The 13857-nt window shown below is 69.0% G+C and carries 14 protein-coding genes and 1 pseudogene; 5 read left to right on the top strand and 10 right to left on the bottom strand.

Going from position 1 to position 13857, the window contains the following annotated elements; genetic code table 11:
• Positions 1 to 2: 2 nt before the first annotated feature.
• Positions 3 to 1802, bottom strand: a complete 1800-nt coding sequence (locus AWQ71_RS10125; RefSeq protein ID WP_067130203.1) for a glycosyltransferase family 2 protein — start codon at positions 1800 to 1802, stop codon at positions 3 to 5.
• Between the two features lie 169 nt (positions 1803 to 1971).
• Here AWQ71_RS10125 and AWQ71_RS10130 point away from each other — a divergent pair, with 169 nt between their 5' ends.
• Complete coding sequence (locus AWQ71_RS10130; protein WP_067130205.1) at positions 1972 to 2604, top strand: hypothetical protein; 633 nt, start codon at positions 1972 to 1974, stop codon at positions 2602 to 2604.
• Positions 2605 to 2639: 35 nt separating this feature from the next.
• Here AWQ71_RS10130 and AWQ71_RS10135 read toward each other — a convergent pair whose 3' ends face one another.
• Complete coding sequence (locus AWQ71_RS10135) at positions 2640 to 3578, bottom strand: MerR family transcriptional regulator (RefSeq protein WP_067130207.1); 939 nt, start codon at positions 3576 to 3578, stop codon at positions 2640 to 2642.
• A gap of 155 nt (positions 3579 to 3733) precedes the next feature.
• On the opposite strand from AWQ71_RS10135, the gene AWQ71_RS10140 reads away from it, so the two are divergent.
• Entirely contained in the window at positions 3734 to 4525 is a 792-nt protein-coding gene (locus AWQ71_RS10140) for a class I SAM-dependent methyltransferase (RefSeq protein ID WP_067130209.1), read from the top strand.
• A 63-nt stretch (positions 4526 to 4588) separates the two neighbouring features.
• Here the strand turns inward: AWQ71_RS10140 and AWQ71_RS10145 are convergent, their stop codons facing one another.
• The 6 genes from AWQ71_RS10145 to AWQ71_RS10165 all read right to left on the bottom strand — a co-directional run bounded on the left by AWQ71_RS10145 (position 4589) and on the right by AWQ71_RS10165 (position 9499).
• Positions 4589 to 5911, bottom strand: a complete 1323-nt coding sequence (locus tag AWQ71_RS10145) for an MFS transporter (RefSeq protein ID WP_067130212.1) — start codon at positions 5909 to 5911, stop codon at positions 4589 to 4591.
• Positions 5908 to 6030, bottom strand: coding sequence for a hypothetical protein (locus tag AWQ71_RS44335; RefSeq protein ID WP_281195884.1), 123 nt, complete (start codon positions 6028 to 6030; stop codon positions 5908 to 5910). Before AWQ71_RS44335 ends, AWQ71_RS10145 begins: the two co-directional genes overlap by 4 nt.
• 50 nt (positions 6031 to 6080) lie before the next feature.
• Positions 6081 to 6854, bottom strand: coding sequence for an SDR family NAD(P)-dependent oxidoreductase (locus AWQ71_RS10150; protein ID WP_067130215.1), 774 nt, complete (start codon positions 6852 to 6854; stop codon positions 6081 to 6083).
• Positions 6855 to 7094: 240 nt separating this feature from the next.
• Complete coding sequence (locus AWQ71_RS10155) at positions 7095 to 7622, bottom strand: hypothetical protein (protein WP_067130218.1); 528 nt, start codon at positions 7620 to 7622, stop codon at positions 7095 to 7097.
• Between the two features lie 137 nt (positions 7623 to 7759).
• Positions 7760 to 8233, bottom strand: a complete 474-nt coding sequence (locus tag AWQ71_RS10160) for a hypothetical protein (RefSeq protein WP_157570265.1) — start codon at positions 8231 to 8233, stop codon at positions 7760 to 7762.
• A 126-nt stretch (positions 8234 to 8359) separates the two neighbouring features.
• Complete coding sequence (locus tag AWQ71_RS10165; protein ID WP_067130224.1) at positions 8360 to 9499, bottom strand: amidohydrolase family protein; 1140 nt, start codon at positions 9497 to 9499, stop codon at positions 8360 to 8362.
• Between the two features lie 193 nt (positions 9500 to 9692).
• Here AWQ71_RS10165 and sigJ point away from each other — a divergent pair, with 193 nt between their 5' ends.
• The gene (gene sigJ / locus AWQ71_RS10170; protein ID WP_067130227.1) at positions 9693 to 10628 is read left to right on the top strand and encodes an RNA polymerase sigma factor SigJ; all 936 of its coding nucleotides are present in this window, start codon (positions 9693 to 9695) and stop codon (positions 10626 to 10628) included.
• A 216-nt stretch (positions 10629 to 10844) separates the two neighbouring features.
• On the opposite strand, the gene AWQ71_RS10175 is transcribed toward sigJ, so the two are convergent.
• The gene (locus AWQ71_RS10175; RefSeq protein WP_067130229.1) at positions 10845 to 11771 is read right to left on the bottom strand and encodes a hypothetical protein; all 927 of its coding nucleotides are present in this window, start codon (positions 11769 to 11771) and stop codon (positions 10845 to 10847) included.
• Positions 11768 to 12307 (bottom strand): RNA polymerase sigma factor, encoded by a 540-nt coding sequence (locus tag AWQ71_RS10180; RefSeq protein WP_169806535.1) that lies wholly within the window; start codon positions 12305 to 12307, stop codon positions 11768 to 11770. Before AWQ71_RS10180 ends, AWQ71_RS10175 begins: the two co-directional genes overlap by 4 nt.
• A 249-nt stretch (positions 12308 to 12556) precedes the next feature.
• Here AWQ71_RS10180 and AWQ71_RS40035 point away from each other — a divergent pair.
• Together AWQ71_RS40035 and AWQ71_RS10185 are read left to right on the top strand one after the other, a co-directional pair.
• Positions 12557 to 12772: pseudogene (locus tag AWQ71_RS40035) on the top strand (hypothetical protein); the annotation flags it as partial.
• Between the two features lie 91 nt (positions 12773 to 12863).
• Positions 12864 to 13697: a phosphatase PAP2 family protein gene (locus tag AWQ71_RS10185; protein WP_084258755.1), complete on the top strand. Its 834-nt coding sequence runs from the start codon at positions 12864 to 12866 to the stop codon at positions 13695 to 13697.
• The last annotated feature ends 160 nt before the right edge of the window (positions 13698 to 13857 follow it).

A 13857-nucleotide genomic window follows, 5' to 3' on the forward strand; every position in this document is an offset into this window, starting at 1 on the left:
CATTAGCGGCTGCGATGAAGGAGCCTGCGCAGGACGGTGAGCGGCGTGACGGCGCGCACCGAGGCGCTGAGCCTGCGGTTGACCGCTGTGGCGTAGGGCCGGGCGCTCCACCGCGCCAGGCCGCTCCACCACGTCGCCGGGGCCGGCAGCCGCTCCAGATCTCCGATCTTGACGGGGAAGCGGACGGGCGGTCCGCCCACGTCAAGCTCCAGGTAGGTGTCCCAGGTCCCGGCGGCGGGCCATCGGGTCACCGAGCGGAACGTCCCCGCCGCGGTCTGCGTGGCCGCCGCGCGCCACTCGCGCCCGGAACGCCGCTCCCGCCAGATCAGGTGGCGTACGGCAACCGCGGCGGGCTCGCCCGCCACCTCGACGACGCCGTCCACCCGCAGCCCGTCGCGCACCCACCCCGCCTCCGCGAGCCGTACGGACACGGGGACGCGGGCCAGATGCCCGCCGACGTCCACGCTCAGATTGCCGTGCTGCCGGGTGAGGTACGGCAGCGCCACGATGCCGGAGGTGAAGCGCGGCGCGGGACGGTCGAGACCGGGCGCGCGCTCGCTCCCGAGCCGGGCCAGCCTGCGGACGCCCTCGCAGTCGACGGCGGCGTACACGTCCCACATGCCGGAGGGCAGCGCGGCCACCGGGATCGAGACGCTGAACAGGTCGGCCACCCGCGTGATCGGGACCCGCCTCTCCCGGCGCGAGGCGCGCTCGCGCAGCAGGAGGGAGGCCTCCCCCTCGAACCCCTCCAGCGAGACGTGCCCGCCGATCACCAGGCGGTCGCCGTCCCATTCGAGCGTGGTCAGCCGGTGGTGGAGGGCGGCCGTCTCGACGCGGGCCAGCCGTACGAGCAGGTCGAGGTCGTGCAGGGACTCGACGCGCATCCGGTCGGCGGCGCCGAGCCGTTCGATCACACCCTCGGTGAGCCATTCGGCGCAGATGTCGGCGGCCTCGAAGGCGATCTTCTCGCGGTCGGCCTCGTCTGCGGCCAGGAGGGGCGCGCCGAGCTGGCCGAACACGTCGAGCCGGAAATGCCGCAGCAGCAGGTGGTCGCGGAGCGGACCGGGCGGGATGTGCCGCGCCATCAGCCCGATCGGCACACGGGCCATCCGCAACCAGGCGAGCGGGTCACGGCTGCCCTGCTCCTGCATGATGCTGCCACCGTCCGGCCGGGAGACCAGGTGGTAGCAGTCGTAGTCGGAGACGACCGAGATCACCTCGGCGTGGCAGTACGCGTGGGAGGTGAAGACCATGTCCTCGCCCACCCGCAGCGTCTCGTCGAACCGGATGCCGTGCCGTTCGAGCATCTCGCGACGGAAGAGCTTGAAGCAGAGCAGGCTGTTGTAGATCGTGCTGCCCAGCAGGGTGACCTGGTCGGCGCTCTCGCGGAACATCGACTCCGGCGCCCGGCGGCCGTGGCCGACGATCTTGCCGAGGACGATGTCGGCCGTGTTGCGGTCGGCCGTCGCGAGCATCCGGCTCAGCGACTCCGGCCCCAGGTAGTCGTCCGCGTCGCAGAAGAAGACGTACCGGCCGCGGGCGTGGGCGAGCGCGCGGTTGCGCGGGCTGCCGGGAGTGCCGGAGTGCTCCTGGTAGATCACTCTGATCACGCCCGGGTGGTGGGCGGCGTACAGGTCCAGGAGCGACCGCGTGTCGTCGGACGAGCCGTCGTCGACGACCACGATCTCCTTGCTCACGCGCTGGATCAGGAGGGAGACGAGGCACCGGTCGAGGTACGCGCGGCAGTTGTACGTCGGCACCAGGATGCTGACGTCGACCGGGCACTCACTCTCCGTCTCCATCACGAATCATTATGTGACGGCGGCCCGCGCCATAAGGCGCCAATGGCCATGTCTTGACCTTTCACCCCGATCCCGTACGGCGGCGGAGCGAGCGCAGGTGGCGGACTGCGAACCATATGGCGCTCTCGCGCGTCTCACTCGCAGGCCTCTTGATCGTTTTGGAGCCGCCGTGTCGTCGCGCCTCGCTGTCATCGCCGTATCGCTCGTCTCCGCCGTGATCATCGCCCTGTCCGCGGTGGCGATCATGTTCGTCCTCAACCCGGAGTCGGCTCCGCCCGCCCTCCCGGAAGCGGGCCGCGACAGGAGCGACGGCCCGAACCTCGTGATGGAAGAGCGGTCCCCACCCGCCGTCGGCCAGGAACCCGCGCTCGGTCAGGAGCCCTCCGTCGGTCAGGGTGCGGCCGCCGGTCAGGACGCGGCCGAGGAGAGAACCGAGGCCGGCGTCCGGCAGGCGGCCCAGACCACGCTCGACTTCTACTCGTCCGGCGCGTACGGACAGTTCTGGGACTCCTGGACCGCGGACGCGCAGAAGCTGATCGCGCGGGACGACTACCTCCGCATGTTCGAGCTGTGCAAGCCGATCGCCGAGGACCTGCGTTTCGAGATCAAGGGCGTCACCCTCGACGGCGACGGCGCCGATGTCCAGGTGACCCATTTTCTGGCCGCGTTCACCTACCGGTTCAGGTACGAAGGCGGACGCTGGCGGTACATCCCCGAACAGCAGGCGCAGGCGGACTACACGTCCAAGACCGTCGACCAGATGGCCGCCGAGAGGCGGGCGTCACGCGGCTGCGCCGACTGATCCGGCCGCCCCGGCGACCGCGGTCACCCATGAGGTCAGCCGGGCATCCGTACGCGGAGGGCCGGGACGAACCAGTCGAGCATCGGCACCGGGCTTTCCGGGGCCCGCCATCCGTTGATCACGGCGAGCAGGCGCAGGTACCGGTCCCTGCGCGGGTCGTTCGCCGCCTCCAGCCGGTCCAGCAGCCGACGGCGGAGGTCGAGGTCGTCGGGCCGGCCGAGACCCCGGGCGTACTCGTCCATGACGGCCGCGACCACGGCGTCGGCCCGAGGCGAGGTGGGCGGGACACCCGCCGCCAGGGCGGGAGCGACGAGGTCCCGGACCGCCGCGACCGGGTCGCGACGGACGCCGACGCTCCGGCCCTCGGCCCGCTCGGCGGCGTGGTGCTCGGCCATGCGCCGGATGCTCGCGCGGAAGTCCGGGTCCCGCGACATCTCGACCAGTTCCACCCATGCCTCGACCTGCTCGATCTCAGGGTCGTCGGGCAGCTCGGGGGTCATCGAACGCCTGATCCCGGCGAACTCCGGATTCGCGCCCAGGTCGCCGAAGACGGTGTCGAGGAAATCGTCGATCAGGCGTCGGCGCTCGTCCTCGGAGAGCCTGGCCAGCTTGTGCATGAGATCCGTCTCCTCAGCTGTGGACCCGCGTCTGGCCACCGCCGTCAACACCGCGCGCCGCAGTCGGAGCGTACGGATCTGCACCGCGAGGGCGTCGGCGTGCCGCGCCGCGACCTCCGGGAGCGACATCCGGCGGTCCACGACCTTCCGGATGGTGGGCAGGTCCACGCCCAGGTCGCGCAGGGTCCGTACGAGCTCCAGGCGGGCGACGGCGTCCACGTCGTAGCGGCGGTAGCCGGCCGGGGTGCGGTCGGCCGGCGGCACGATCCCGCGATCGGAGTAGAACCGGATGGCCTTGACCGTCAACCCGGTGCGCCGGGCCAGGTCACCGATCGAGTAGAGCGCGTCGCCGTTCATGCCCTCACCCTCGCGTCTCCCCTTACTGGAGACTCAATCCTGATCGCTCAGATCCTCGCGTTCTGAACATCCTCGGCCACCGTTGACAGGCTGAGAGTCGGCGGGGGTCTCGTTCGAGCAGGCGGGAAGAGACCACCGGGCGGTATCTTCGCCCGATGTCGGCAGCACCGCGGAAATTCGACCCGACCGCCTGGCAGCGTTGGCAAGAGGCTCCGTGGGGCCGGTTGCGCTACGCGGTCGCGGAGGCCAACCTGGTCCGCCACCTCGTCGAGCTCGGCCCGGGACCGCTGAGAGTGCTGGATCTCGCGGGCGGCGACGGCGGCGACGCCGTCCGCCTCGCCGCGCGCGGCCACCATGTGACGATCGTGGACCGCGACCCGGCCATGCTGGAGGTCGCCGTCCGACGGGCGGCGGCCGCGGGCCTGCCCGAGAGGATCTCCTGCGTCGAGGCCGATGTCACGGCACTCCCGTCCGGCATCGCCGTGGCGGAGTTCGACGTCGTGCTCTGCCACAACCTGCTGCAGTATGTGGCCGACGTGGGCGCCACTCTCGCCGCGGCCCTCGAACCGCTGCGACCCGGCGGACTCTTCTCCATCATGGCGGTCAACCGGCACTCGGAGCCCCTCACAGTGGCGGCCAGGCAGTCGGATCCGGGCGCCGCGTACCGGGCGCTCGACGCCGACCGGACGCGGAGCCACACCTTCGGCGCGACGTTGACGCTCTACACCGCCGAGGAGATCGCCCGCCACCTTGCGGATCTCGGCTGCCCGGCCGTCAGCCACTACGGCATCCGCGGCTTCTGCGACTACATCCCGGACGACGAGCGCAAGCACGCCCCTGGGTTCTACGCCGAGCTTGAGCGCCTGGAGTTGGCCGTCACCGATCGCGCGCCGTACAAGCACATCGCCCGGCTGTTCCAACTGATCGGCACCGTGCCCCGCCGCTGACTTCACTGGCGTCCGGCAGTACCGGCAGGCCGTTCATCGTGGGCCTCGGGTCCGTCCTGAGGCTCACCCGGGGTCGGCGGTGGCGGCCATCGCCTGGTCCAGGGTCGCGGAGGGCGGCTCCTCCAGCTCGGACGGGGTGCGGTAGTCGCGCAGCGGGCGGTTGACCAGCGCCACCGCGACGACGGCCAGCGTGGCGGTCAGGCCGCCCACCAGGAGTGCCACGGGCGCGGAGGTGACGGAGGCGAGCAGGCCACCACGGAAGTTGCCGACCTGCGGGCCGGCCGAGCCGATGACGTGCTCGACCGAGGCGACCCGCCCGCGGTACCGGTCGGGGGTCTCCAACTGGACCAGCGCGCCTCGGGTGACCACGGAGACGGTGTCGGCGGCACCGGAAATCGCGAGGCAACCGAGGGCGAGCCACAGCGGCCCGGCCAGGCCGAAAGCGGCGAGGGCGAGCCCCCAGACCGCGGCGGCCGCGAGCTGGACGACGCCGCTTCGCCGTAGCCGGGTGACGGTCCCGGAGAACAGACCGGCGCCGAGCCCGCCGACGGCGATCGAGGAGAGGAAGAGCCCGAGCGTGCGCGGGTTACCGTCGAAGCGGGCCTCGTTGATCAGCGGAAAGAGCGCGATCGGCATCGCCAGCAGGGTCGCGGCGAGATCGGTCGCGAAGCTTCCCCACAGGGTGGGGCGCCGCAGGATGATCCGCCAGCCGCCTTGCGCCGGACGGCGGCGTCCGCCCCTCCCATCGCTCGCGGGCAGGTCGTCACCCTTCAGGGCGGGCATCGCGGGCATCGCGGGCAGCCGGATCACGGCGATCAGCGACGCGGCCTCGGCGAGCGCCTGGACCGTGTACGCGACGGAATACCCCCACTGGGCCAGCAGCACGCCGCCGAGCGCGGGCCCGACGAGCATGGACGCCTGGAAGACGACATTCTGCAGGGCGAGTCCGGCGGCGACCTGGTCGGCGGGGAGCAGCCGGACGGGGAAGGTACGCCGTGCGGGGGCTCCGAGCGCCGAGCAGCCCGACTCCGCGGCGATCAGGGCGAGCAGCAGCAGGACGGACCGGTTGCCGGCCGCTGCCTGTGCGACGAGCCCGGCGCCCATCACAAGCTGGCCCGCGGTGGTGACCCGGACGAGCGCCCTGCGGTCGAGGGCGTCGGCCAGCGATCCGCCGACCAGTCCGAGGAGCATCAGCGGCACGCCGGACGCGAGGCCGATGGCGCCCGTCCAGAGCGGGCTGTGCGTCAGCTCCCAGACCTGCGCCAGCACGGCCACGGTCGCGATCTGGTGACCGAGCGAGCCGAGCGACGACCCGAGCCACAACTCGCGGAACGGCCGGCTGGAGCGGAGCGGACGGACGTCCATGAGCCGTTCACGCCAGGTCATGGACGTGGCTCCAGCGCGGCCGCGGAGGCGGTGTCTCCGTCGAGGTGGGCGAGGATCCGGTCACGTGAAGAACGGCGTCCCGGCGACTCGGGCGACGCCGCGGGGTCCGGAGATGTCATAGCGCTAATATAACAGTGCTTATATAACCTGCTCGCCCGGGCGGGCCGCCTCAGTCCACCGGTCCGCCGGCGACGTAGAGGACCTGCCCCGAGACGAAGCCCGCCGCCGGACTGACCAGGTAGGAAGCGGTGTGCGCGACGTCCTCGGGCCGGCCGACCCGGCCCACCGGAATGGATTCCGCCGCCCTGCGCTGGAACTCCTCGAACTCCAGGCCGAGCCGCCGGGCCGAGGCACGGGTCATGTCGCTCACGATGAAGCCCGGCGCGATGGCGTTGGCTGTGACACCGTGCCGTCCAAGCTGGAGCGCGAGCGACTTGGTGAAGCCGATCAGCCCCGCCTTCGCGCTGGCGTAGTCCACCCGGGCCGCGTCTCCGACCGCGGAGATGCTCGACATGGTGACGACGCGCCCCCACCCCGCGTCGATCATGTGGGGGACGACGGCGCGGGTGAGGAAGAACGGGCCGCGCAGGTTGACCCCCAAGACCATGTCCCACTGCTCGGTCGCCATCTCCACGAGGTCGGCACGCGGGCCGACGCCGGCGTTGTTGACCAGCACCGTCGGCGGCCCCAACTCGGCGGTGACCCGCGCGACGGCCTCCCCGACCAGGCCTTCGTCGGCGACATCGGCCCCGATCGCGAGAGCCGTACCGCCTTCGCGGGCGATGGCCTCGACGGTGTCGGCGCAGTCCGCCTCGTTCAGGTCGATGACCGCCACCGCCAGGCCGTCCCTCGCCAGCCTCCGGGCCACAGCGGCGCCGATGCCGCGAGCCGCCCCGGTCACGATCGCTGTCTTCTTCGTAGCGGCACGAACCGTATGTGTCACGCGGCGATTCCACGCCACTCAGGCTCGGCGGCCAAACGATTTAGCGTGCGGCCTAATAGTCAGTTCCGAGCTCGGCGTCGAAGACCTCACAGGAACCTGGTTCGCCCTGGGGCGGAGGAGTCCGTACGCCGCCGCGGGTCGTCATGAGGCGACCGCGGGCGTCGGCCAACAGCCTTTCCACATATGTGCGTGCTGTCCGGCACAGTTCTCCCCGGAAAGGCCGGCAATTCGGCGCCGAGCTCACCTCATTCCTGCGACGCTGAACACCGTCAATCGCTCGTCCTCTGCCAGCAGCAGCCGCTTGCCGTCAGAGCTGAACCCCAGGAAGCTCCACGCGTCCGTGTGTCCGGGAGGCGGCAGCACCTTGCCCGTCCGCAGGTCCGCGAAGATCCCCACCCCCGGCGCCGAGGTCGACGTGACCACGTAACTGCCGTCGTCCGACACCATCGGCCACTCCTCGTAGATCGTGTACGCCGTGAGCCGCCGTGGCACCACCCTTTCCTTGCCGTTCAGCGTCCGCTCGACGAACAGGCCATCCGACTTCCGGAAATAGAGGAAATGCTTCCCATCCCCGCTGACCAGGAACGGCGCCCGCACGCCGGCGTTGACCGCATCCTTGGGCACCTTGGCGAGCGCCTCCGGCACCTCCACCACATCTCCGTTGGTCAGCACCAGTTGCCAGGCCTGCGTTCGCTGCGCGTACGCGATCGTGACCGGCGCGGCAGCCGCCGCCGGCGATCCGATCAGTGTTGTGCCGGTCAGGAGCAATGCCGCCAGAGCTGTACGAAATCTCATGGTTCATGAGATGCCAGAAGCCGCCCGATTGTTGCCGGCCGCTTCCGCGGTTCGAGACCGGCCACCATTCGCCTCGAACGAGGGCCCGAACCGTTCAAACCACGCGGGTGTCAACACCAGCCTCCGCCATCCAGGGAAGACTCCACGTACACCTCGTAGCCATCGCCGCGCTCCTTCCTCATCGCGTCCGAGAACCCCAGCGAGAGCTCGACCTCCCTCCCTCCGACCGATTTGGTGAAGCAGATCAGCCCTTCACCGTCATCATTCGGAGGGGGTGTCCACCCATCCTTTATCGCGACCTCTCGATAGAAGGACAACACGTCAGCTTGCGGAGCAGAAAATCGGTAGGCCTGTTGGACGGTCGTTATCCGGTCATCGCTCTCGCAGTAGCTACTGCGTCCCTCCTGTGGTGTCGCGCCCGCCGGATGAGCGTCGAGAATGCTGAGCGTCGCCAAAGAGGCGGCGAGCCGGTCATCGTCGGCGGTGCATCCATAGGTCAATGCCAGGAGAGCGAGAGGAGCGACCAAAAAAGCGCCCCACCCGATACAGGCGGCCGCAAGAACCGCAATTACCCAACGCGCCATGATCGAGAGATTAGTGCCACCGCACATTCGCACAACAGGTACGGCTTCAGCCATCCTCGAATGCATCACACCGTGACTCCACGTGAGATCACGTGATTCACACCACCACCGCGCCCGACTCCTTATCTAGCGGGGTTGGCGGACGCCCCGGCGCCACACCTCGGCGATCGCAGCGGTGGCGGTGATGTCGCGGGTCGGGTCGCCGTCGACGAGCAGGAGGTCGGCGCGTAGTCCGGGGGCGACGCGACCGCGGTCGGCCAGCCCGAAGTGGCGGGCGGGCACGCTGGTGGCCGCGGCGAGCGCCTCCGCGTTACTGAGCCCCGCTTCGGTGAGCAGGGCGATTTCGCGGTGCATGGCGGCACCGTGTACCGGGGCGAACGGGTTGGCATCGGTACCGGCCAGCAGCGATGCGCCGGCCCGGTGCAGGGTCCGGGCAGCGTGGACGGCGTTGTCGGCGCAGCCGGGCAGCGCGTGGTCCGCCGCCTCCGCCTGCCCGGTGATCGCCTCGAAGTACGCCAACGTGGTGACCACGAACACGCCCTGTGCGGCGATCCGGGCGGCGAGTTCGTGCCCGGCCGGGTCATCGGGCCCGGTATCGGCGTACACGTGGGCCAGGCCGTCGATGCCGGCGTCCAGCGCGATCGTGGCCTCCCGTGCGGTGATCGCGTGGCCGATGGTCGTCAGCCCGGTGGCGTGGGCGGCCTCGACCAGCGCGGCCACGATCTGCCGCGTCAGCGCCGGCAGCCGGGCACCGTGCACCGCACCGTCGTCGACCACGATCTTCAGGTAGTCGATCCCCTCGGTCCGCCGCGCCTCGACGAACCGCCTGGCCTGCCCGGGGTCCGCGACGGTGTCGAACCCGCCGACGGCATCACCGAACGCTTCCACCGTCGAGGCGTCGAACCCGGCCATCAGCTGACTGGGGTGCCCACCCGGGGCGGTGGCGAGCATCCCGGCGCTGCGCAGGTCCGCCACCTCGTCGTTGCCGGCGGCCAACTCACGCTGGCGGGCCAGGTTGCCGGGCAGGCAGAACATGTCCAACTCGGTGGTGACGCCGTGGGTCAGCGCCTGGGCGAGGCTGCCGTCGAAGGTGTGGGTGTGCGCGTCGATCAGGCCGGGAAGCAGGGTCTTGCCGGATCCGTCGACCTCGACGTCGGCGGGGTGGCCGTCGGGCTCGGCGATCCGGTCCCCGTCTATGAGGACGTCGGCCCTCGGGACGGTCCGCTCACCGTCGAACACCCGCACATCACGGATCAGGGTACGCATCGATCCTCCTGGTCTGCGTAGATTGCCGAGGCGGGCCGCCTCGGTGGTTACGTGATCCAAGAGGCGGGACGGGCCCGCGAGTGTGACACGACAAGCCGCACCTGAGATGTGGATCACATTGGCCCTCGCCTGTGTCACATTCGCGGAGTCGGCGCACCTCTCATCATGCGAGCCTGGAAAGGAGGCCTCCACCATGACCAAGGGGCAGGCAGCCGACGTTGCGGCGGCCGACCACGCCACACAGATCTTTGTCGGCCATCGGGAGCTGCTGTTCTCGGTCGTCTACAACATGCTCGGCAGCGTCGCCGACACCGAGGACGTATTGCAGGAAACCTGGCTGTCCTGGGCCACCCGGACCCGGGCGAGGAACGCCGAGCACGTCGACAACCCCCGCGCCTACCTGGTTCGGGTCGCGGTGAACCAGGCCCTGGCCAGACGAGCGGAGATCGACCGGCGGCAGGAGACCTATGTCGGGCAATGGCTACCCGAGCCGGTCGTCACCCCGCTGGCGGACACCGGCGGCGCCGCCGACGCCGCCGACACGGCGGTTAGGGCCGACTCCGCCTCGATGGCGCTGCTCGTTGTGCTGGAGACCCTCACCCCGGCCGAGCGCGCCGTCTTCGTGCTGCACGAGGTGTTCGGCTACGCCCACACCGAAATCGCCGACGTCCTCGGCCGCAGCCCCGCCGCGGTGCGCCAGCTAGCGCACCGCGCCCGCGAACACGTCCACGCCCGACGCCCCCGCTACCACGCCGACCCCCGCCTGCGCCGCGAGGTGACCGAACGGTTCCTGTCCGCCGCGCTCGGCGGCGACCTGAAAGCCCTCCTCCAGGTCCTCGCGCCAGATGTGACGCTGTGGACCGACGGTGGCGGGAAGGGCCCGGCCACCAGCCTGCACCCCATCCACGGCCGCGACGCCGTCGCCCGAACCCTGCTGACCGTCGCCGCCAACGCGCGCGACCTCGACATCCGCTATCGGCGAGTCAACGGCGATCCTTCAGCGGTGCTCTTCAACTGCGGCTCCCCGATCGCCGTCCTGGTACTGGACCTGACTCCCGACAGCCACCACGTGCGGGGAATCTACTCCGTCACCAACCCCGACAAGCTCACCCGGATCGACGACCGGTAACACCACCTCGGGGGCTCGCTCGAACAGCTCGACAGGCGACAACAAGCCTGGCCTCCCGCCAGCGAAATCCCAGATTTGTCCGAACAAAGACAAGGCCCCTGACCGCGAACCCGCTGGTCAGGGGCATTCAGCATCCGAGTCGCTTTAGGGGAATCGAACCCCAGACCTACCCCCCACGCGACCACGCTGATCTGCAGTCCGTCAGTGTCGGGGCGCTCACCGCGGACGGGACGTGGGCCAGGGTGCGACGACGAGGCTTACCGAGTTCTTGTAGTGGCCGCCGAACGCCTCATGCACGTACCGCGTGTCGGGGACGCTTACCGGTTGGAGAACATGCTCGTTGTAATTCCAGCCGTGCAGATCACGAGAGGAGGGCTCGGGAGGCGCCTCATAGTACGACTCGATTGTGACGTGTCGCTGCCGCAGTATGCGCTTGACCTCGGCAACCGTCTGATTCGCCAGATCTACTCCCTCTAGAGCCTCACCGCGAGCGGTCGGATCGCCCGCGACTTCGTACCGTTCGCCGGGCCGGGCGGCTCGACCAAAGATGATCACGACAGGGCCGCGCAGGTTGAGGGGAATGCTCACCCCGGCCTGGCACCACATGTTTCCGCAGTCGGTCCCCCCAATAATTTTGATCCAGTCGCTGATGTACTGATCCTTTATTTCGCGTCCATCCTGGTGGAGGATTGTCACCTTTCCAGGAGAAGATACGGAAAGCATCGTGCCAACGAGGCTTGGCGATGAGGGCTTTATCTGTAGGTCGACGTTCAGCCCGTGCGCAGCGAAATCCTCGCGGTAGCGCCGGGGGTCGGCGTCAGGATCCACGATCCGGACATCGATGTAGTCGCCGTTCCTGGCGAACGCCAGAGCTTTGGCCGGTCCCAAGACGAGAGGGCCTCCATCACTGGGTTGCATGATGATCGGCAGCACGACCGTCGCTGCCACCAGTACGGCGGTGACGGGAATCAGCGTGAGCAGGTGTCTGCGGAGCCAGCGCCGCTTTGCCATCTGAGGGGTCCGAGTGGTGTTGCCGATGATGTCGTCCAGAGCCGCAGACATCGCTACCGGATCCGCGCGTACGTGACTCGCTGGATCATGCGCCTGGAGCAAGCTCTTGAGCTGCTTGAGATCGTTGGTCATATGACGCTCCTCCCCAAGGACGGCTGCCGGTCGGTGATGGGCTGTGACTCCTCCACAAGCAGGTGCCGTAGTCGTCTGCGTACGCGGTGCAGGCGCATCGCGGCCGTCGCCCTGGAACAGCCCACGACCGCTGCGGCCTGACGGAGGTCGAGTCCTTCCCAAGACATCAACAGCACCAACTCCCGATCGGCGTCGCTCAAGCTGTTCAGCGCGGCGAGCGCCGCTTGACGAGCGGCGAGGGTGGCAGCGTGGTCTTCTTCAGCGCCATGGCGCGTCAAGTCCTCGCTCAGCGAATCGGCGATGGCGTCCCGTCGGTTGTCCCGTCTGATCAGGTTCAACGTGAGATTGCGGGCGGTCGTATACAGCCAAGGCAGCGGCTGATCCTGCGGGACCCTGTCGTACTTCTCCCATGCGACCTTGAACGTCTCGGCGGCTACGTCCGCGGCATCGGCAGGACCGACTCGCCGCCACGCGTACCGGAGAACCGCCTCGTAGTGCTCTTGGAACATGCTGGTGAAGCTGGCCTCATCACTCACACTCCGTCCTTTCCTCGCGTTCCGCTGCGATCTGCGCATCTACCTGGTAGATGTCGCGAAGCTCACGAACATCACCAGCCACCGCAAAACACTGACGATGCGGCGACCGCGGTCACATTTCTCCGCGGAATCGCGCGACGAGCTGGAGCCATGCCAGGCGACAAGCGGGTGGCGTGCCGGCGGCCGACCGGATCGAGCAGGCCACGCGGGAGGGTCGGCACGAGGGGAACAGGGTGAGATCGGCTTCGCCACCGCATCACCTCGGGCCAGTACGCCCCAGCGGCGACGTTGCCGCCAGAGGCGATCACGTCGGCGGATTTCTACGTGGCGCGGAACACGATTCGGCGGGCGTTGACGACAGCATTTCTGCCAGAGCATCGAAGACGATCGGGTGACTTTGCGGGACCGGTCCGGGCCGCGAGCGACTTCGGGCCGCTCTCCACAATTACGCCGATCCACAAATGACGCTCGACATCGAAATGTTACGTTGAACCGGACTCCAAGGCCTGGCGAATTGAATGCCCACTACTAAATCATGGCCAGCTATGGTGACCGCATGAGCCCGCCGCCGGATCGCGGAGACTCGCGGCGCGAAGTTACCACCGGCCGATTTTCGCGCCTGATCGAGCGTGTCCGATCGGGCACGCTTGTCGGAGACGTGCATGGGCGCCCCGCCGTGCTCGTTGAAGTGATTGTCCTGCTGCTCGGGTTTCTGTTCTTCACGTACTTTCACGGCCTCGCCGGCAAGGACGCCGCGTCTGCCACCGCCAACGCTCTTGCCCTGCAGTCCGTGGAACGCGCCCTCCACCTGGACATCGAGCAGCTGGCGAACGAGTGGCTCACCGAACATCCGGCCCTGATCCAGCCGGCGGTGTACTACTACCGCTTGTACTACGTCGTGCTTGTCGGTGTGCTGCTATGGGTCTTCATCCGGAACGCCGATATCTACATCAAGGTCCGCCGGACCCTTCTCGCGATAATCGTCCTCGTTCTGCCGGTCTTCTGGGCGCTGCCCATGTCGCCCCCACGGCTCGCCCTGCCGGGTGTCGTCGACATCATCGCTCAATACGACATCCTGGGGAGCCATCCCTCACCGGGGACCGGGAGCGGCCAGAATGTCTACTCGGCCATGCCCAGTCTGCACGTGGGGTGGTCGGCGTGGTGCGCGTATGCCGTGTGGTCCGCCCTCCGGGCCTCTCACCCGCGATTGGCGCTGTTGTCGTGGGTGTTCCCGCTCGGCATGGTGGCAGACGTGCTCGTTACGGGAAACCATTACGTGCTCGACATTGTCGGGAGCGGCGTGTTGCTCGTCGCCTCCATCGCCGCCGCATCGGTGTGGGGCCGCCTCGTCGAACGCCGGCGCCGGGCGAGATCCGGCATTCGGGCTTAAGCTGCACGCTCAGTGATCCTGGGCGCTGATTCGTCGGGGTCAGAGCCAGAATATGGGTCATTGAGGTAGAGGCCGCAGGCGCAGTCAGACTCGTCACCACCCTCTGCCACGCGACGCGTTCGACGTCGCGATGCGCACGGCAGCACGCCGCAAGGTCACC

The sequence above is a fragment of the Microtetraspora malaysiensis genome (genome assembly GCF_001528665.1).
GTDB classification, from domain to species: domain Bacteria; phylum Actinomycetota; class Actinomycetes; order Streptosporangiales; family Streptosporangiaceae; genus Microtetraspora_A; species Microtetraspora_A malaysiensis.

Bases quoted from the DNA above. Each gene is read 5' to 3' on its own strand.
- AWQ71_RS10125 (WP_067130203.1), bottom strand. From the start codon at position 1,802: ATGGAGACGGAGAGTGAGTGCCCGGTCGACGTCAGCATCCTGGTGCCG.
- AWQ71_RS10135 (WP_067130207.1), bottom strand. From the start codon at position 3,578: ATGAACGGCGACGCGCTCTACTCGATCGGTGACCTGGCCCGGCGCACC.
- AWQ71_RS10140 (WP_067130209.1), top strand. From the start codon at position 3,734: ATGTCGGCAGCACCGCGGAAATTCGACCCGACCGCCTGGCAGCGTTGG.
- AWQ71_RS10145 (WP_067130212.1), bottom strand. From the start codon at position 5,911: ATGACCTGGCGTGAACGGCTCATGGACGTCCGTCCGCTCCGCTCCAGC.
- AWQ71_RS44335 (WP_281195884.1), bottom strand. From the start codon at position 6,030: ATGACATCTCCGGACCCCGCGGCGTCGCCCGAGTCGCCGGGACGCCGT.
- AWQ71_RS10160 (WP_157570265.1), bottom strand. From the start codon at position 8,233: ATGGCGCGTTGGGTAATTGCGGTTCTTGCGGCCGCCTGTATCGGGTGG.
- AWQ71_RS10165 (WP_067130224.1), bottom strand. From the start codon at position 9,499: ATGCGTACCCTGATCCGTGATGTGCGGGTGTTCGACGGTGAGCGGACC.
- sigJ (WP_067130227.1), top strand. From the start codon at position 9,693: ATGACCAAGGGGCAGGCAGCCGACGTTGCGGCGGCCGACCACGCCACA.
- AWQ71_RS10175 (WP_067130229.1), bottom strand. From the start codon at position 11,771: ATGACCAACGATCTCAAGCAGCTCAAGAGCTTGCTCCAGGCGCATGAT.
- AWQ71_RS10185 (WP_084258755.1), top strand. From the start codon at position 12,864: ATGAGCCCGCCGCCGGATCGCGGAGACTCGCGGCGCGAAGTTACCACC.